This window comes from Rhizobium sp. WSM4643, assembly GCF_025152745.1.
In the GTDB taxonomy this organism is placed as follows: domain Bacteria; phylum Pseudomonadota; class Alphaproteobacteria; order Rhizobiales; family Rhizobiaceae; genus Rhizobium; species Rhizobium leguminosarum_I.
The window spans coordinates 1,363,000-1,381,039 of the sequence record NZ_CP104040.1; the positions used below are offsets into that span (position 1 = coordinate 1,363,000).

The following is an 18,040-nucleotide window of genomic DNA, read 5'->3' on the forward strand; positions in this document are numbered from 1 at the left end:
TAGGGATGCGCTGCCCCTATTGCGGTTCGGAAGATACTCAGGTCAAGGATTCGCGCCCGGCGGAGGACAACACGTCCATCCGCCGGCGGCGCATCTGTCCGGATTGCGGCGGCCGCTTCACGACGTTCGAGCGCGTGCAGTTGCGCGAGCTGATGGTCATCAAGAAGACCGGCCGCAAAGTGCCCTTCGACCGCGACAAGCTGGTGCGCTCCTTCGAAGTGGCGTTGCGCAAGCGCCCCGTCGAGCGGGACCGCATAGAGCGCGCCGTCTCAGGCATCGTCCGCCGGCTTGAAAGCTCCGGCGAGACCGAGATCTCCTCCGAGCAGATCGGCCTGCAGGTGCTGGAAGCCATGAAGAGCCTCGATGATGTCGGCTTCGTGCGCTACGCCTCGGTCTACCGGGATTTCTCGCTTGCCGAGGATTTCGAGAAGGTCATTTCCGAGATCAACGCCAAGATTGCCCGCGACCCGCTGGACAGGTGAGCCATGAGCATCACGCCGCATGACGAACGTTTCATGGCGGCGGCGATCCGCCTGTCGCGTTGGCATCTCGGCCGCACCGCCACCAACCCCTCCGTCGGCTGCCTGATCGTCAGGGATGGCGTCATCGTCGGCCGTGCGGTGACGGCGCTCAGTGGCCGCCCGCATGCCGAGACGCAGGCACTCGCTGAAGCCGGCGCGCTCGCCCGCGGCGCCACCGCCTATGTGACGCTCGAACCCTGCTCGCATCATGGTAAGACGCCGCCGTGTTCCGAGGCGCTGATCGACTATGGCGTTGCCCGCGTCGTCATCAGCGTCACCGATCCCGATCCGCGGGTTTCAGGCCGCGGTATCGCCATGCTGCGTGAAGCCGGCATAGAGGTGGATGCCGGCGTGCTGGAGGCGGAGGGCCGGCAGTCGCTCGCCGCCTATCTTACCCGCCAGACGAAGAACCGGCCCTATGTGACCGTCAAACTTGCCGTTTCCGCCGATGGCATGATCGGCCGCGAGGGGGAGGGGCAGGTGGCGATAACAGGCCCGGAGGCCCGCGCCCAGGTGCAGGCGCTGCGCGCCGAAACCGATGCCATCCTGGTCGGCATCGGTACCGCGATTGCGGATGATCCGCTGCTGACGGTACGGACGCCAGGTCTTCAACCGCAATCGCCGATCCGCATCGTGCTTGATCCGTTTCTCGCATTGCCGCTGACCAGCAAGCTTGTCGAGACGGCGCGGGAAGTGCCTGTTATCGTGGTGGCGAGTGAGGAAGTGTGGCCGTTGTCATCGGATGCGGAGGGATTACCCCCCTCTGCCCTGCCGGGCATCTCCCCCACAGGGGGGGAGATCGGCAAGAGGCGCGATCCGAATTCTCAAGCTGGCTCGTCATCACCAGCGACGGGAGATATAGGACGGGGAGGAAGCCCCGAGCTAATCTCCCCACCTGTGGGGGAGATGCCCGGCAGGGCAGAGGGGGGTAACGCACCCACAGACGCCACCGAGATGGACTCCCGCCGTGCCGCGCTAGAAGCCGCCGGCGTCGAGGTCGTCCATTGCAATCCCTATCATCCGGAAGTCCTGCTGCCCGCGCTTGCGACGCGCGGTATTTCTTCGCTTCTGGTCGAGGGCGGCGCTAAGACGGCGCGGCTTTTCCTCGAGGCTGGCCTCGTTGACCGCATCCAGCTTTATCAGGCGCCTGTCGTCATCGGCGAGCGCGGTATTGAATCGCCGCTGACGAGATCCGACATACCATCGGGTTTTGCCCATACGGGTACGCTGATGTTCGGCGGCGATCGCCTGGACGAATACGAAAGAGGGCTTTGATGTTCACTGGAATAGTCACCGATGTCGGCACGGTTGAATCCGTTTCTCCCCTGAAGGAAGGCATCCGCCTGCGGGTCGCGACCGCCTATGATCCCTCAACCATCGACATGGGTGCCTCGATCTCCCATGCCGGCATCTGCCTCACCGTCACCGGCCTGCCGCAGCAAGGCAGCAATGGCCGCTGGTTCGAGGTTGAGGCCTGGGAAGAGGCGCTGCGGCTGACGACGATCGCCACCTGGCAGGAAGGCAGCCGCATCAATCTCGAACGGTCGCTGAAGATCGGTGATGAACTCGGTGGCCACATCGTTTCCGGCCATGTCGACGGCAAGGCGGAAATCCTCTCGGTGACAGCAGAGGGCGACGCCACCCGCTACCGCCTGCGCGCGCCCGAACATCTGGCGAAATTCGTCGCCCCCAAGGGTTCGATTGCACTCGACGGTACTTCGTTGACGGTCAATGCGGTCGACGGCACGGATTTCGACGTGCTGCTCATCCGCCACACGCTCGAAGTCACCACCTGGGGCGAGCGCAAGGCCGGTGATTTCGTCAATTTCGAAGTCGACACCATGGCGCGCTACGCCGCCCGGCTGGCGGAATTCCCTGCTGGATAACGCCGCCAACCGGAATTGGACGCGGCGCTCTAACACGTAAATCGAATGATCTCGCCGTTGTACTGCGCCGGCCGGATAGCTCACCAATCCGGGGACAGCTTCGTCAGATACTGGCCGTAGGCGCTCTTACCGAGCTTCTCGGCGAGCTTGGCGAGGTCGTCCTGCGAGATGTAGCCCATGCGCCAGGCGACTTCTTCAGGGCAGGCGATCTTGAAGCCCTGGCGTTTCTCCAGCGTGCTGACGAAACCTGCGGCATCGAGCAGGCTGTCCGGCGTGCCGGTATCGAGCCAGGCATAGCCCCGGCCCATCAGCTCTACAAAAAGCTGGCCGCGCTCGAGATAGGTGCGGTTGACGTCGGTGATTTCCAATTCGCCGCGCGGTGATGGCTTCAGGTTGGCGGCGATATCGACCACCTGCTGGTCGTAGAAATAGAGGCCGGTCACCGCCCAGTTCGATTTTGGCTCCTTCGGTTTCTCCTCGATCGACAGCGCATTCATTTTTTCGTCAAAGCCGACAACGCCATAGCGTTCCGGATCGGTGACGTGATAGGCGAATACCGTCGCGCCTTCCCGCCGACTCGTGCCGGATTTCATGATTTCCGGCAGTCCGTGCCCGTAGAAGATGTTGTCGCCGAGAACGAGTGCCGAGCTGTCGCCGTGCAAGAAGTCGGCGCCGATGATGAAGGCCTGGGCGAGGCCGTCCGGGCTCGGCTGTACGGCATAGGTCAGCGAAATTCCCCATTGCGAGCCGTCGCCGAGAAGGCGCTTGAAGGCTTCGATGTCGTGAGGCGTAGTGATGATCAGCAACTCCCTGATGCCGGCGAGCATCAGCGTCGTCAGCGGATAGTAGATCATCGGCTTGTCGTAGACCGGCATCAACTGTTTCGAGACGGCCTGCGTGATCGGATGCAGACGCGTGCCCGTTCCGCCGGCGAGAATAATTCCCTTCATACCCATCTCCCTAAAGACCTTTATTCAAGAGGTCTTGCATGACAATCTTCATAGACTGCTTCCACCCCGGCAGCCGGATTCCATATGTTCTGGCGAGCTTGTCACCGTTGAGACGTGAATTGGCGGGACGCTTGGCCGGTGTCGGATAGTCCGCGGTCGGGATGCGCTCGACGCCGACGTTTCTGCCTCCGGATTGGGAAAGCTCCGTGAATATCTCTTCGGCGAAATCAGCCCAGCTTGCTTCGCCGCTGCCGGTCAGGTGAAAAGTGCCGCGGAGCGATGGCTCAGGGTCCGCTACAACTCGGGTTGCGATCGCAACAATCGCATCGGCGATGTCGAGTGCCGAGGTCGGGCATCCTGTCTGATCGGCGACAACGCGAAGATGATCGCGCGTCTCGGAAAGCCGCAGCATTGTTTTCAGGAAATTGGTGCCAAAGGGCGAGTAGACCCAGGCGGTGCGCAAGATGACGTGGTTCGGGTTCGCCGCCGCGACGGCCTTCTCGCCTGCGAGCTTCGAACGCCCATAGACGGAGATCGGCGCCGTCGTATCCTCTTCGGAATACGCAGAGGTCTTGTCGCCGCTGAAGACGTAGTCGGTCGAAATGTGGATGACCGGGGCCCCGATCCGCGCGGCAGCCTCGGCAACCGCCCCGGCGCCTGCTGCGTTGACGGAAAAAGCAAGCTCGGGTTCGCTCTCGGCCTTGTCGACCGCCGTATAGGCGGCGGCGGAGACGATCACATCCGGCCGCAGAGCCGAGAAGGCGGCTGCGATGCTTGCAGGATCCGCGAGGTCCATTTCCGGGCGCCCGACCGCGCTGATTTCGACGCCCATTTCGGCGCCACGTCTGAGCAGCGACTGAACGACCTGGCCCTGTTTGCCGGTGACGGCAATGCGCATCGCTTATCGTCCCTTGAAAACGCCGAGGCGTTCGCCGGCGTAGACGTTTTCGCGTAGCGGCCTCCACCACCATTCGTTTTCCAAGTACCAGTGCACGGTCTTCTCGATGCCAGTTTCGAAGGTCTCTTGCGCCTTCCAGCCGAGTTCGCTTTCGAGTTTGGAGGCATCGATCGCATAGCGTGCGTCGTGTCCGGGGCGATCGGTGACGTTGTTGATCAGACGTTTATGCGGTCCCTTGTCACTGTAGACGTCGTCGAGAATAGCGCAGATGCGATGAACGACATCGATGTTCCTGCGCTCATTGCGACCGCCCACATTGTATTTTTCGCCGGGGCGCCCTCTGGATGCGATCGTGAACAGCGCGCGGGCGTGGTCTTCGACATAGAGCCAGTCGCGGACATTCGCGCCATTGCCGTAAACCGGAAGAGGCTTGCCCTCCAGTGCGTTCAGGATCATCAGCGGAATGAGCTTTTCGGGGAAGTGGAACGGGCCGTAGTTGTTGGAGCAATTGGAGACGACGACGGGCATGCCGTAGGTTCGGTGCCAAGCGATCGCCAGATGGTCGCTCGCGGCCTTGGAGGCGGAATAGGGCGAGGACGGATCGTAAGGCGTCGTTTCCTCGAAGAGGCCCTCGTCGCCGAGCGAGCCGTAGACCTCATCGGTCGACACCTGCAGAAAGCGGAAGGCACTCTTGCGGCCAGCCTCAAGCCCATCCCAATAGTGCCGTGCGGCATCCAGCAGACTGAATGTGCCGACGATGTTGGTCTGAATGAAATCGTCCGCGCCCGAGATCGAGCGGTCGACATGGCTCTCGGCCGCGAGATGCATGACGGTATCAGGGCGGAAGGACGCGAATGCTTCCTGCATCCTGGCGCGGTCGCAGATGTCGGCGTGCAGGAATTGATAGTTCGGCGCCGATTCGACGGATTTCAGCGATGCCAGATTGCCGGCATAGGTCAGCGCGTCGACATTCAGCACCTCGGCGCCGATCCCGCTGACGAGATGGCGCACCAATGCCGATCCGATGAAGCCGGCTCCGCCGGTGACGAGTATGCGCATCGGCGATCAATCCTCGGCTTGCTGTGCTGAATAGGAAAAAGGACTTGGCAGTTCGGCGAGCCGCGGCAGCGTCTTGTCCTTGTCGGACGATACCATATCTCGCTCATTGAAGGGCCAGCGAATGCCGATCATCGGATCGTTCCACGCGATGCCCCGATCATGCTGCGGGCTGTAGGGTGCGGTTACCTTGTAGCTGATGACGCTGTTCGGCTCGATCGTTGCAAACCCGTGTGCGAAACCGGCCGGTATCCAGAGCTGTTTGCCGGTTTCCGGCGAGAGCTCCTGAGAGAGCCATTTGCCGAAGCTCGGCGATCCCTCGCGAATATCGACGACGACATCCATGATCCGGCCGGCAAGGCAGCGCACCAGCTTGCCCTGTGCGAGGGGCGGTATCTGGAAATGCAGCCCCCGAACGGTACCCGCCTGCGCCGAAAGCGATTCATTGTCCTGGATGAACGTGACGTCAGCCACATTTTCCCGGAACCAAGCATCCTTGAATACCTCGGAGAAGTAGCCGCGGTGATCGCCGAAGCGTGGCGGCGTGATCGCAATGATGCCCTCGATGACCGTGGTCTCAATACGCATGATTTACCTTTTCTGCGGCCTTCATCAAGCGTCCGCCCTCATGACGCTCATCAGCATGTCCGCCTGCGAGCGGCTCTGCATAGCCGCAAAGCCCTTCGCGGCAATGGCATGGCGCTCGTCGGCATCTGCGACCAGCTTGTAGCAGCGCTCGATCATGTCGCCATAGGGCTCAATTGCCAAGCCGCCGATGAAGGGCTGAAGGTCCGGATCGCGGATGTTGCCTTCCGTCAGCACGCAAACGCGATTGGCGAGCAGATAGGAAATGCGCACGATCTCGAAGACGCCGCTCGCATAATGATGGATGTTGATCACGATCTTGGCGCGCGCAATCGCCGCATCGCGTTCCGCGCCATAGATGTTGAAGAGATGCGCGACCTCGAGCCCGCCGTCCTTCAGCGTCTTCAGGATATGGTGGCGGCGTTCGTTCATCGAGCCGTAGAAGAGCACGTCGATATCTTTGACGGCGGCGTGCTGTATCTGGCTGAGGCAGCGGCTATAGCCGATTTCGAGCACGCCGGCGTGATCAATGCCCTTGGCGGCGAGATTTTCCCGGTTGCGCGGGCTGTAGTCGAGAACCGGAAACGACTTCAGGATCGAGGTGTAGCGCGAATTGATCCAGATGCTTTCTTCGGACACCTGCTCGAGATTGATGACGACACTGTCCTTCGGCAGATGGCTGACGATTTCGGCCGGGAGAAGATTGCCGCCATAGATGATCGGCGCACGACCGGCGAATGCGTTCATGTCCCGGGTGATCGGTGCCGAGCCGCCGAGTTCCTCGAAGGCGCCCTGTAGGCCAAGCGCGACTTCGTCGAAGGCGTGGCTGTGATTGTAGTTGTCGGGCGTCACGATCCAGATGCAATGACGGTCCCTGTGTGCCTGCCATCCGCCGGCAAAGGGCTGCAAAAGGTTGCGGAGCGGCTGCTCGATCTTCGGCGCGGCTGGTATCGCGGGCCTTTCCGTCCGCACCGGCTGCTGCGGTATCGGGGAAGCGCCTGAGGCCTGCTGGGCATAGGCGCGCATCAATTCGCGGCCGCCAATAAATTGGCCGCGCGGCATCCAGCCTGGCGGATCATCAGCTCCCCAGATCAGGTGCGGCTGCTTGATGAGGGGCTGGCGGCCTTGCTGCCACGAGGTCAGGAGAGCCTCCTCACGGCTCCGCAGAAAAGCTTCCTTGGCGGCGAAGAGGCCATGTAGCATTCGGCCGAGGCGGACACCGAACTTCCATTCGAAATCGGCAACGGTTGGTACGAAGGCGGCGATCTTCAGTCCGGATGCGATAGCCTGCTGGACATAAAGTCCGAGCAGACGCTCGATCACGAAGGGGCGCATCTGCGCGCTGGCATCGCGGGAATAGTGAGCTGAACCGGCATAGGCGGCGCCCGCCGCCGTGCCGGCGCGGGCTTGGTTTTCCAGCGATTCCAGAATGCGTTCGCAAAAGGCGAAATACCCCGACCAGAATTTGCGGTTGCCGCAGAAATAGTTGCAGAACATGAAGGCAGTCTTGTCCTGCGGCGGTGCGATCGGATAGCCGAGCTCCTGAATATGCAGAAAGATCGGCTCCATGCCGGGGTGACCGCCAAGCAGTGAATGCTCCCAGACGTTGCTGTAGATCGCCGCGTGGCCGATCAGCGGGTTGTAAAGATAGGCGTCAGCACCTTCTGCCCTGGCCTTTTCCGCCTCCGTGACAAAAGATGGAAAGCTCGTCACCGACTTCATCTCGAATTTGCTGGAGAGCAGCCCCCAAAACACGTCGTCACCGAGGCCGATCGCCTCGTGATGCTGATGCAGGGTGAGGAAGAGTTCATATTCGCGGGTCGTAGCCTGCGTATTGAACGAGATGTCGAGCGGCATGGCAGCCGCATCGAGCTGGCTGCGCTGCGAAAGATCGAGATAAGGCTGATAGACAATGACGGATCCCGTGCCCGCAGCCTTCTCCGTGAGAAGCGCCAGGTCAGGAAGACCGGCCGGCAAAGAAGAAATGGGCTGATTGATCGTCAAGGTATGTCCTTTGCGAAGAGCGGCCGTCTGCATGGGAAATCCGCAGAACGGCAATTCGAGCCTGTTTGATGCCTACTATTTGAGATGAAGCTTGCGCCACACTGTTCGCAGAACTTTTCGCTGGTCAGCATGGAGCGGGTGTGGGCGCTCGACTTCCGTGCTCAGTTTTCTCTAGCCAGCTTTATTGGCTCAGCCGCTTCTGCTGCCAGTATCGCAAAGAACTGCGATGGCACGTTTGGAATTGGGCCGCCTCGGATTATACGCCGCTTTTGTAGACCCCATCATTCGACACGGTAGCCAATTCTCATTCCCTACCGCGAAAACTGGATGATCTCGCCGTTGTACTGCGTGCGCGCCGTCTCGCGGAATCCGAGCTTGGTTGCGACCCGTAGCGACGCCTGGTTCTCGGGACTGATGATGCAACTCATTTGTTTTTCGGGAAAATGCGTTTCCGCCCAGCCGATCAGGACTTTCAGCGCCTCAATGGCATAACCGCGGCCATGCGCCGAGGGCATCAGCGCCCAGCCGACCTCCATCGTCCCCTCGATCGACGGTTCCAGCTCGCGCCGGGATTCCTGGAAGCCCGCTTCACCGATGAACCGGCCGCTCTCCTTTTCGACGATCGCGAGAAAGCCGAAGCCCATGTGATGCCACATGCCGGCGACGCGCAGCATGCGGCTCCAGCTCTGCTCGCGCGTCGACGGCACGCCGGTGATGAAGCGCACGACATCCTCGTCCGCCCACAGTGCCGCATGTGCGTCGAAATCGTCGAGGCGGTGAGGGCGAAGCGTCAGCCGCTCCGTTTCGAGGATTGGAATGTCGGTCACATCGGTCCTTAAAAAAACACGTCCTCAGGCGCCGGGCTCGCCGTCCCAATAGTCGAGATCGCCTTCCGGCCGTCCGATATGACGAAAGCGCTTGTTTTCTGCACCGTCCCTATTCGTCTTGGCAAGGAATTTTCCGGAATCGGGATATTCGACGATCTCGGTCTTCGCCATCGTCGAAATGCCGAGATAGACGAGTGTGGCCATGCCGGTATTGATGATCTGGTGCGCCGTTTCAGGCCCGCCGGCCGGCGCGCCGAGTACGTCGCCCGCCTTGATCGCATGGCGCGCGTCGCCGAAGCGGTATTCGCCGGTACCCGCGATCACATAGAAGAGCTCGTCTTCGACGTGGTGGTTGTGGAAGGGGCAGCCCGATTTGCCCGGCGGCACCTCGTTGTAGCTGACGCCGAGGCCGACAAGGCCGATAAGCGTGCTGAAAGAGGTGTCGGTGCTTTCATAGAGCTCGCCCTGTTTCCAGTGGTCGAGCTTGAGATCGGCGGTATTGATCACCGCCTTCGATTCCGTCATGACGTCCTCCCGTTTCAGCAAGAGAAGCCGTCATCCCAGGAAAATTCAATGATTATCTGGGCCCATCTCCGATATCCCCAGCATGGGCGGAGAGGAGACCGCGCCCATGCTTTGAGAGCCGTGCGTCGAATGGAAACGCGAGGGACGCTCGATCACTCAACCCACGCATACCCCCGATGATCGATTCCGGCCTCGGGTGGTATGCGCTGGCGCGTCAGCGGACGTAGAAGGTCAAGCTTCCGTCGGCTGCCTGCTCGGCGTTGACGATGTTGCGGACGTCGACGCCTTCGTTGTTAAGCCTGTGGGCAAGCGACCTGTTGGCGTCGATCGAGGCCTGGATGCCGTGGACGGCCTGGCTGGAACGTTCCGGTGCCGAGCGCGGACCGGTCGTCTCGTCATCGAGATTGCGCCAGTTATGGACCTGCTCGACATTGAAGTCATTGCCCTGGAAGGTCCTGAGTGTCCGCTCGATGCCCTGGGCCGTGTTCATCCCAAGGCTTTCGGCCCGGCTGACGCCGGCAAATGCGAGAGAGGAGAGGGCTGCAGCGATAGTAATGGTGACAACGCGGTTCATGATGGTATCCTTTCATCTGCTTAGACGGTCGGCTGTCGTTGCAGGGATCGTCTGCGTCACGACATGGAATTGGCTCTCTCCGTTCCGCGATTCAATGGGTTAAGCCACTGAAAACCCATTAAGAATTGTTCATGAAAGCCGCCTTCGAATTGTCGCTTTCGAGGCGTCGGAGAAAGCTGATTTCAGAGGCTTGCCCAGCTGTGCATCTGTGGTGCTGCTATCCCCTTGCAGATATTTCCTCTTTCCTGTTGCGGCATCGGGCGAAATTGCTTGCCATTCGGACGAAGGCATGTTTTGACCGCGGGCTGCCGCGTGGGTAAATGTCCCGCCAACCGAAGGTGAACCATGCCGAGAGAGACCGCTCCCCATATTTTGATCGTTGAGGCCCGCTTCTACGACGACATGGCCGACGCCCTGCTCGAAGGCGCGACCTTCGCATTGACAGAGGCCGGCGCTACATTCGAGGTCGTCACCGTTCCCGGCGCACTGGAAATTCCGGCGGCGATTGCCATGTCGCTCGATGGAGAGGACAATGGCGGAACGCATTATGACGGCTACGTCGCCCTCGGCATGGTCATTCGCGGCGAGACCTATCACTTCGATATCGTCTCGAACGAATCCTCGCGCGCCTTGATGGATCTCGCGATCAGCGAGTCCCTTGCCATCGGCAATGGTATCCTGACCGTCGAAAACGACGAACAGGCTTGGGTGCGCGTGCGCCGCTCGGAAAAGGACAAGGGCGGATTTGCCGCTCGTGCAGCTTTGACCATGATCGAGCTGAAGCAGAAACTGGGTGCATAACGAATGAACGACGACAAGACGGAACGGCCGGTCAAGACTGCGAACCAGCGGGGCGCTGCCCGTCTTGCTGCCGTTCAGGCCCTGTATCAGATGGATGTCGGCGGTACCGGCGTTCTGGAGATCGTGGCTGAATACGAGGCGCATCGGCTTGGTCAGGAAATCGATGGCGCGACCTATCTGAAGGCCGATGCCGCCTGGTTCCGTTCCATCGTCTCCGGTGTCGTGCGCGATCAGGTTCGTCTCGATCCGCTGATTGCCGCAGCCCTGCAGGATGATTGGGCCTTGTCACGCCTCGACAGCACCGTGCGCGCCATCCTGCGTGCCGGCGTCTTCGAGATCACCGACCGCAAGGACGTTCCGGTGGCGGTCATCGTCACCGAATATGTCGAGATTGCCCAGGCCTTCTTCGATGACGATGAGCCGAAGCTCGTCAACGCCGTGCTCGACCGCATCGCAAAGCAGGTCCGCGGCGAGGCGAAGAAATAAGTCTTTAGTCGCCAAACAATCCGCCTGCGTCTTTCTTCGCACCGCAATAGTTTTCGCCCGTTGCGGTCTTGACGCCACGTGATCGACCACGCAATCTCCGCACCGCTTAGCTGTGGCATTTCTGTGGAGAGGAAGGCGATTCGGCGGCGTATCTGCCGGAGAAGGAGTGAGCTCCGGCCTTTGGGAGGAAAGAGCGAAATGACGATTCTTTTATGCGTAATCGCATGCGGTCTGCTCTCGGTGGTTTATGCCGCCTGGGCAACCCGGTCGGTGCTTGCTGCCGATCAGGGCAATAGCCGCATGCAGGAGATCGCGGGCTATATCCGCGAAGGCGCTCAAGCCTATCTGACGCGCCAGTACAGAACCATTGCCATTGTCGGCGTTGTCGTTTTCATCTTAGCCTGGCTGCTTCTTTCCGCCGAGGCCGCGATCGGCTTCCTGATCGGTGCCCTGCTTTCCGGTGCTGCCGGTTTCATCGGCATGCACGTCTCCGTCCGCGCCAATGTGCGCACCGCCCAGGCGGCTTCCGTCAGCCTTTCCGCCGGCCTTGACATCGCCTTCAAGTCGGGTGCGATCACCGGCATGCTGGTGGCCGGCTTGGCGCTGCTCGGCGTCTCCATCTACTATACGGTATTGACCGTCGGGCTCGGCCATGAGAGCGGCTCGCGCGAAGTCATCGATGCGCTGGTGGCGCTCGGCTTCGGCGCTTCGCTGATTTCGATCTTCGCCCGTCTCGGCGGCGGCATCTTCACCAAGGGCGCCGATGTCGGCGGCGATCTCGTCGGCAAGGTGGAAGCCGGCATTCCCGAAGACGATCCGCGCAACCCCGCAACCATCGCCGATAACGTCGGCGACAACGTCGGCGACTGTGCCGGCATGGCCGCCGACCTTTTCGAGACCTATGCGGTTTCGGTCGTCGCCACCATGGTTCTCGCCTCGATCTTTTTTGCCGGCGCGCCGATCCTCCAGTCTGCGATGGTCTATCCGCTGGCGATCTGCGGTGCCTGCATCATCACCTCGATCATCGGCACCTTCTTCGTCAAGCTTGGCGCGAACGGCTCGATCATGGGCGCTCTCTACAAAGGCCTCATCGTCACCGGACTGCTGTCGATCGTCGGCCTTGGCGCTGCTACCTCGCTCACCATCGGCTGGGGATCGATCGGCTCTGTCGGAGGCGCCGATATATCAGGCGCGCACCTCTTCTTCTGCGGCATCATCGGCCTCGTCGTCACCGCGCTGATCGTGGTGATCACTGAATATTATACCGGCACAGGCAAGCGCCCGGTCGTCTCGATCGCCCAGGCATCGGTCACCGGTCATGGCACCAATGTCATCCAGGGTCTCGCCGTCTCGCTGGAATCGACGGCACTGCCGGCGATTGTCATCGTTGGTGGCATTCTCGCCACCTACCAGTTCGGCGGCCTGTTCGGCACCGGCATTGCGGTCACGGCGATGCTCGGCATCGCCGGAATGATCGTCGCGCTCGACGCGTTCGGACCCGTGACGGACAATGCCGGCGGTATCGCTGAAATGGCGCACCTGCCGCCGGAGGTGCGCAAATCCACCGATGCGCTCGATGCCGTCGGCAACACGACCAAGGCCGTCACCAAGGGATATGCCATCGGTTCCGCCGGTCTCGGCGCACTGGTTCTCTTTGCAGCCTACTCCTACGACCTCAAATATTTTGCGGCGAATGGCGACAAGTTCCCTTATTTTGCCGGCATCGGCGAAATTTCCTTCGATCTTTCCAACCCTTACGTGGTGGCTGGATTGATTTTCGGAGGTCTCATTCCCTACCTCTTCGGCGGCATCGCCATGACCGCCGTCGGCCGGGCGGCCGGCGCGATCGTCGAGGAAGTACGTCGTCAGTTCAAGGAAAAACCCGGCATCATGCAGGGCACGGAAAAGCCGGATTACGGCAGGGCGGTCGACCTTCTGACCAAGGCCGCCATCCGCGAGATGATCGTGCCGTCGCTGTTGCCGGTGCTGGCGCCTATCGTCGTCTATTTCGGCGTGCTGCTCATCTCCGGCTCCAAGGCCTCCGCCTTTGCCGCCCTCGGCGCATCGCTGCTCGGCGTCATCATCAACGGCCTCTTCGTCGCCATCTCGATGACCTCGGGCGGCGGTGCCTGGGACAACGCCAAGAAGAGCTTCGAGGACGGTTTCGTCGACAAGGACGGCTTGCGCCACATGAAGGGTTCGGATGCGCACAAGGCTTCCGTCACGGGCGATACAGTCGGCGATCCCTACAAGGATACTGCCGGCCCGGCCGTCAACCCGGCGATCAAGATCACCAACATCGTCGCGCTGCTGCTGCTCGCCGTTCTCGCCGGATGAGGCATGCCGCCCGGCTCGGCGCGGCAAACTGGAACAGCGACTATCAAAAAACCCCGCCGGAGCGATCCGGCGGGGTTTTCGTATAAGGCGTATCGGATATCAGCGCAGGCTGCTTGGGTTCTGCGGCGTGCCGCCGGCACCACCGCCGAACAGGCTGCGGGCAGCACTCGCGGCGCTGCCGCCGGAAAGCATCTGCTGCAGGAAGGTGAGTTCCTTGCCGCCGGTCGGTGTGACCCGCCCGATCGTGTCGAACACCTTGCCGTCCTGCAGTGTATAGTTGGCGCGGCGGCTGACGACGCCGTCCTTGTCGAAATAGATGGCCAGAACGCTCTGATCGACGACCTTCAGTTTCTGGAAGGCGACGGCACGCGTGCGCCGCTGCGAGATGTAATAGAAGACTTCGCCATCGAATGTTGCCGTCGTCGACGGGGTGCCGAGCGAAAGCAGCACCTGCTCGCGGCTGGAGCCTTCCGGAACGAGGTTCAGCGACTGCTGGTCGGCGACGTAGCCGCCATTGAGCACGGTGCTGGTCTGGCAACCGGAAAGAGCTGATGTGGAGGCGATTATGAAGGCAATGGCCGCACTGCTGAAGAATTTCACGTCAGACTTGAAATACCGTTTATTCAACGACATCTACTCCCTTGAGTGTCGATAGCAGCCATTTGGGGCCTTGCACGCTTTCCTCCTGCAAAACCATTGTGGCCATTCCGGGTCGAATGCCCCGAATTCGCTTCGCTGACGCATCGAAGGCGTCGTCCCGAAACTGGCCATGATCGGCATTGCAATTCGCGCCTGCTTCGGTAAACCAGCTTTCGAAATCATGCAACAAGGCCAGGCGCCAGCCGGCATGAAGAATGAGGCATTTCCGGAAAAAACAATGATCTTCGGGCTCTTCCGCAAGAAAAACAACAACCAGGCGATCGTCGATCGGCAATATGCGGCGTTAGCGGCGGCTGCGCGCATGCCGGAACTCTACGAGCGGCTCAATGTGCCGGATACGGTCATGGGCCGTTTCGAGATGCTGTCGATAGCCATGATTCTGTTTTTTCGCCGCACACGTGCTTCGACCACCAGCGGCCAGGAGATCGCCCAGGAGATCGTCGATGCTTTCTTCCAGGATATCGACTATTCGATCCGCGAACTCGGCATCGGCGACAACAGCGTGCCCAAGCGCATGAAGAAGCTCGCCGGTATGTTTTACGGCCGGCTTGAAGCCTATTCGAAGGCGATGGACACAGGCGATGCCGAAGCGCTCGCTCTCGCTCTTCAGCGCAATATCTACCCCGAAACCTCGGCGCCTGCAGATATGTCCGGCCTCGCCGGATGGATGATGGCCGCAGAATCGCATCTGTCTGCCGTCCCCGAAGAGGTGATCGCTACCGGTTCGGCGACGCTCCCGCCGGTCGCCCACCCACCGGTCACCTGAAGGAGGAAACGATGAAGAACGATCGGGACGGTGTTCCCTTCTCCTATTACGTCAAGGTCGGCCACATCTCGGCCAACCCCGTCGAGGTTCATGTGGAGGCCGACACCAGCGAACTGAAGGCGCTTGCCGAGACCTGGAACGTCGTCTCCGTGGATGATTTGCGCGCCGATCTGCAGATTGCCCGCTGGAAGCGCGACGGCGTGCGCATCAAGGGCCGCGTGCAGGCGAAGATCGTCCAGTCCTGCGTCGTGACGCTGGAACCGGTCGAATCAGCCATCGACGAGAGCTTCGAGCAGATCTTCGTGCCGGAGGGCTCCAAGCTTGCCCGCCAGGCGGGTAACGACGCCGGCGAGATGCTGCTTGATCCGGATGGTCCCGATCTGCCCGAGACCTTCGTCGGCGATACGATCGACGCCGGCGAGGTGGTTGCCGAATTCGCCGCTCTCGCAATCGATCCCTATCCGCGCAAGCAGGGCATCGAATTCGCCGGCCATGTCGAGGACAGCGGCGAGGACGACAAAAAGCCCTCCGCTTTCGCAGCCCTCAAGGACTGGAAAAAGGACTGAAGCCCCGCTGGCATTTGACACAATTCAGTTGTAAGCGACGCCAAAACCGGTATTTTGGCCGAAATTTCGCCCTCGGCGAAAAGAAGGATCAGGGACGCGTGATCAGAATATCTCTCGACCTCATGGGTGGCGACTTTGGTCCCCAGGTTGTCATCCCCGGGGCCGCCAAGGCGCTGGATCGGCATCCTGATATGTCCTTCGTTCTCTATGGTCTCAAGGAACAGTGCGATCCGGTTCTCGCCAAGTTTCCGAAGCTCAAGGAAAAGTCGCTCTTTCACGACTGCGAGCTTGCCGTCGCCATGGATGAGAAGCCGAGCCAGGCGCTGCGCCGTGGCCGTTATATCTCCACCATGTGGCGTTCGATCGAGGCGGTGAAGACGGGTGACGCCGATGTCGCCGTCTCGGCAGGCAATACCGGGGCGCTGATGGCAATGGCGAAGTTCTGTCTGCGCACCATGGCCAATATCGAGCGTCCGGCGATTGCTGCGATCTGGCCGACGCTGAAGGGTGAGAGCATCGTGCTCGATGTCGGTGCAACGATCGGCGCCGATGCACAGCAGCTGATGGATTTTGCCCTGATGGGCGGCGCCATGGCGCGCGCGCTTTTCGAGGTCGAACGTCCGACGGTCGGCCTTCTGAACGTCGGCGTCGAGGAGATGAAAGGCCAGGAGGAAGTCAAGGAGGCCGGCCGGCTGTTGCGCGAGGCGAACATCGATTCGCTCGAATATTCCGGCTTCGTCGAGGGCAACGACCTTGGCAAGGGCACGGTCGACGTCGTCGTCACCGAAGGGTTTTCCGGCAATATCGCCCTCAAGACGGCCGAAGGCACCGCCAAGCAGATCGGCGAATATCTGCGTGCCGCCATGTCGCGCACGCTGCTGGCCCGCATCGGCTATCTCTTTGCCAAAAGCGCCTTTGATATGCTTCGCGAGAAGCTCGATCCGAGCAAGGTCAATGGCGGCGTGTTTCTCGGCCTGAACGGCATCGTCATCAAGAGCCATGGCGGGGCGAATGCCGAAGGCATCGCAGCCGCCATCGAAGTCGGCTACGACATGGCCAAGAACGGCCTCAATCAGAAAATAGAAAACGATCTTAAGAAATACCATGCCAAGCGGCTGCCCCCGATGGGCCCGGAAGCGGCATGAGCGATAGGGTTCAATCAAAGATGATCCGTTCAGTGGTTCGCGGGTTCGGAGCCGCACTTCCGAAGCGCGTGATGACCAATCGTGACATGGAGGCCATCGTCGACACATCAGACGAATGGATTGTCCAGCGCACCGGCATCCGCCAGCGTTATGTCGCCGGCGATGACGAAACGACGGCGTCGCTGGGCGAGGCCGCCGCACGCGCAGCCCTTGCCAATGGCGGCCTGACGCCTGCCGATATCGATCTTGTCATCTGTGCCACCTCGACGCCGGATAACACCTTTCCGGCAACGTCGGTCAACATCCAGAACCGCCTCGGCATGAGCCACGGCTTCGCCTTCGACGTCCAGGCCGTCTGCACCGGTTTCGTCTACGCGGTGACGACCGCCGATGCCTATATCCGTGGCGGGCTTGCCAAGCGCGTTCTCGTCATCGGCGCCGAAACTTTTTCGCGCATTCTCGACTGGAACGACCGCACCACCTGCGTGCTTTTCGGCGACGGCGCCGGCGCGATCATACTCGAAGCGACCGAAGGCGAGGGCACAGTTGCCGATCGCGGTGTGCTGACCGCGCATCTGCGCTCCGACGGCTCGCACAAGGAAAAGCTCTATGTCGATGGCGGACCGTCGACGACGGGCACTGTCGGAAAGCTGCGCATGGAAGGCCGCGAGGTCTTCAAATACGCCGTGGGCATGATCACCGATGTCATTCAGGCGGCTTTCGATGCGACCGGGACCACCGCCGATGATCTCGACTGGTTGGTACCGCATCAGGCCAATCGCCGCATCATCGACGGTTCGGCGAAAAAGCTGAACATCGATGCGGCGAAGGTCGTCATCACCGTCGACCTGCACGGCAATACGTCGGCCGCCTCGATCCCGCTGGCACTTGCCACCGCTGCCGGCGACGGCCGCATCAAGAAGGGCGACCTGGTGATGCTCGAAGCGATGGGCGGCGGTTTTACCTGGGGTGCGGTTCTGCTGCGCTGGTAGGCACGAATCCTAAAAAACTGGCGGCGAACAAGAGCTTGACCGTAAGGCGCAAGACAAATACTCTTCGTGCGATTTCACAAAATATTTTGTATGGGCGGGGAAACCATGACCGGAAAAACAGTGACGCGAGCAGACCTGGCGGAATCCGTTTTCCGAAAGGTTGGGCTGTCCCGGACCGAATCTGCCGAACTGGTCGAAACTGTCATCGACGAGATCTGCAACGCGATCGTGCGTGGTGAAACCGTCAAGCTTTCCTCCTTCGCCACCTTCCAGGTGCGCGACAAGAATGAACGAATCGGCCGCAACCCTAAGACTGGCGAGGAGGTTCCGATTTCCCCCCGCCGGGTCATGACCTTCAAAGCGTCGAACGTGCTGAAGACGCGGATCCTCAAGGCGCATGTCGCTCGCAAGATCAAGCTGAAGCCGCTGAATCCGTCTCCTTGATAATCGGCTTCCCGTTT

At 60.9% G+C, this 18,040-nt stretch carries 20 protein-coding genes; 11 read left to right on the forward strand and 9 right to left on the reverse strand.

Features of this window, described 5'->3' with window-relative positions:
• Positions 1-5 precede the first annotated feature (5 nt).
• From nrdR to N1937_RS06975, 3 genes are read left to right on the forward strand one after another with little or no spacing between them, the layout of a single operon-like run.
• Entirely contained in the window at positions 6-482 is a 477-nt protein-coding gene (gene nrdR, locus N1937_RS06965) for a transcriptional regulator NrdR (protein ID WP_003547190.1), read from the forward strand.
• 3 nt (positions 483-485) lie between these two features.
• The gene (gene ribD / locus N1937_RS06970; RefSeq protein ID WP_260058061.1) at positions 486-1,796 is read left to right on the forward strand and encodes a bifunctional diaminohydroxyphosphoribosylaminopyrimidine deaminase/5-amino-6-(5-phosphoribosylamino)uracil reductase RibD; all 1,311 of its coding nucleotides are present in this window, start codon (positions 486-488) and stop codon (positions 1,794-1,796) included.
• Positions 1,796-2,407 carry a riboflavin synthase gene (locus N1937_RS06975; RefSeq protein ID WP_162117191.1) on the forward strand — a complete coding sequence of 204 codons (612 nt, stop codon included), beginning with the start codon at positions 1,796-1,798 and terminating at the stop codon, positions 2,405-2,407. The genes ribD and N1937_RS06975 overlap by 1 nt, the downstream gene beginning before the upstream one ends.
• An 80-nt stretch (positions 2,408-2,487) precedes the next feature.
• On the opposite strand, the gene rfbA is transcribed toward N1937_RS06975, so the two are convergent.
• The 8 genes from rfbA to N1937_RS07015 form a co-directional block, all read right to left on the reverse strand.
• Entirely contained in the window at positions 2,488-3,357 is an 870-nt protein-coding gene (rfbA, locus tag N1937_RS06980; protein ID WP_026154098.1) for a glucose-1-phosphate thymidylyltransferase RfbA, read from the reverse strand.
• A 10-nt stretch (positions 3,358-3,367) separates the two neighbouring features.
• The gene (gene rfbD / locus N1937_RS06985) at positions 3,368-4,255 is read right to left on the reverse strand and encodes a dTDP-4-dehydrorhamnose reductase (protein ID WP_260058064.1); all 888 of its coding nucleotides are present in this window, start codon (positions 4,253-4,255) and stop codon (positions 3,368-3,370) included.
• Positions 4,256-4,258: 3 nt separating this feature from the next.
• Positions 4,259-5,314 (reverse strand): dTDP-glucose 4,6-dehydratase, encoded by a 1,056-nt coding sequence (rfbB, locus tag N1937_RS06990; RefSeq protein ID WP_260058065.1) that lies wholly within the window; start codon positions 5,312-5,314, stop codon positions 4,259-4,261.
• 6 nt (positions 5,315-5,320) lie between these two features.
• Positions 5,321-5,899 carry a dTDP-4-dehydrorhamnose 3,5-epimerase gene (gene rfbC / locus N1937_RS06995; protein WP_170261190.1) on the reverse strand — a complete coding sequence of 193 codons (579 nt, stop codon included), beginning with the start codon at positions 5,897-5,899 and terminating at the stop codon, positions 5,321-5,323.
• A gap of 24 nt (positions 5,900-5,923) precedes the next feature.
• Positions 5,924-7,900 carry a glycosyltransferase family 1 protein gene (locus N1937_RS07000; RefSeq protein ID WP_441005659.1) on the reverse strand — a complete coding sequence of 659 codons (1,977 nt, stop codon included), beginning with the start codon at positions 7,898-7,900 and terminating at the stop codon, positions 5,924-5,926.
• Positions 7,901-8,211: 311 nt separating this feature from the next.
• On the reverse strand, positions 8,212-8,727 hold the full coding sequence (locus N1937_RS07005; protein WP_222281016.1) for a GNAT family N-acetyltransferase: 516 nt from the start codon (positions 8,725-8,727) through the stop codon (positions 8,212-8,214).
• Positions 8,728-8,751: 24 nt separating this feature from the next.
• Positions 8,752-9,252 (reverse strand): cupin domain-containing protein, encoded by a 501-nt coding sequence (locus N1937_RS07010; RefSeq protein WP_222281015.1) that lies wholly within the window; start codon positions 9,250-9,252, stop codon positions 8,752-8,754.
• A gap of 214 nt (positions 9,253-9,466) precedes the next feature.
• A complete protein-coding gene (locus tag N1937_RS07015; RefSeq protein WP_162117198.1) occupies positions 9,467-9,826 on the reverse strand; it encodes a hypothetical protein in 360 nt (119 codons plus the stop codon).
• A 345-nt stretch (positions 9,827-10,171) separates the two neighbouring features.
• On the opposite strand from N1937_RS07015, the gene ribH reads away from it, so the two are divergent.
• The 3 genes from ribH to N1937_RS07030 all read left to right on the forward strand — a co-directional run bounded on the left by ribH (position 10,172) and on the right by N1937_RS07030 (position 13,450).
• Positions 10,172-10,627, forward strand: coding sequence for a 6,7-dimethyl-8-ribityllumazine synthase (ribH, locus tag N1937_RS07020; RefSeq protein ID WP_017963787.1), 456 nt, complete (start codon positions 10,172-10,174; stop codon positions 10,625-10,627).
• Between the two features lie 3 nt (positions 10,628-10,630).
• Positions 10,631-11,113: a transcription antitermination factor NusB gene (gene nusB / locus N1937_RS07025; RefSeq protein ID WP_017959878.1), complete on the forward strand. Its 483-nt coding sequence runs from the start codon at positions 10,631-10,633 to the stop codon at positions 11,111-11,113.
• A gap of 198 nt (positions 11,114-11,311) precedes the next feature.
• Positions 11,312-13,450 carry a sodium-translocating pyrophosphatase gene (locus N1937_RS07030; protein WP_260058068.1) on the forward strand — a complete coding sequence of 713 codons (2,139 nt, stop codon included), beginning with the start codon at positions 11,312-11,314 and terminating at the stop codon, positions 13,448-13,450.
• A 99-nt stretch (positions 13,451-13,549) separates the two neighbouring features.
• Here N1937_RS07030 and N1937_RS07035 read toward each other — a convergent pair whose 3' ends face one another.
• Positions 13,550-14,083 carry an outer membrane protein assembly factor BamE gene (locus N1937_RS07035; RefSeq protein ID WP_017963789.1) on the reverse strand — a complete coding sequence of 178 codons (534 nt, stop codon included), beginning with the start codon at positions 14,081-14,083 and terminating at the stop codon, positions 13,550-13,552.
• Between the two features lie 136 nt (positions 14,084-14,219).
• Here N1937_RS07035 and N1937_RS07040 point away from each other — a divergent pair, with 136 nt between their 5' ends.
• The 5 genes from N1937_RS07040 (at position 14,220) to N1937_RS07060 (ending at position 18,023) form a co-directional block, all read left to right on the forward strand.
• Positions 14,220-14,876 (forward strand): ubiquinol-cytochrome C chaperone family protein, encoded by a 657-nt coding sequence (locus N1937_RS07040; protein WP_017963790.1) that lies wholly within the window; start codon positions 14,220-14,222, stop codon positions 14,874-14,876.
• Between the two features lie 11 nt (positions 14,877-14,887).
• Complete coding sequence (locus N1937_RS07045) at positions 14,888-15,442, forward strand: YceD family protein (protein WP_260058069.1); 555 nt, start codon at positions 14,888-14,890, stop codon at positions 15,440-15,442.
• 98 nt (positions 15,443-15,540) lie between these two features.
• Positions 15,541-16,587 carry a phosphate acyltransferase PlsX gene (gene plsX, locus N1937_RS07050; protein WP_026154101.1) on the forward strand — a complete coding sequence of 349 codons (1,047 nt, stop codon included), beginning with the start codon at positions 15,541-15,543 and terminating at the stop codon, positions 16,585-16,587.
• Between the two features lie 20 nt (positions 16,588-16,607).
• Positions 16,608-17,579 carry a beta-ketoacyl-ACP synthase III gene (locus N1937_RS07055; protein WP_026154102.1) on the forward strand — a complete coding sequence of 324 codons (972 nt, stop codon included), beginning with the start codon at positions 16,608-16,610 and terminating at the stop codon, positions 17,577-17,579.
• A 105-nt stretch (positions 17,580-17,684) separates the two neighbouring features.
• The gene (locus tag N1937_RS07060; RefSeq protein WP_017963794.1) at positions 17,685-18,023 is read left to right on the forward strand and encodes an integration host factor subunit alpha; all 339 of its coding nucleotides are present in this window, start codon (positions 17,685-17,687) and stop codon (positions 18,021-18,023) included.
• The last annotated feature ends 17 nt before the right edge of the window (positions 18,024-18,040 follow it).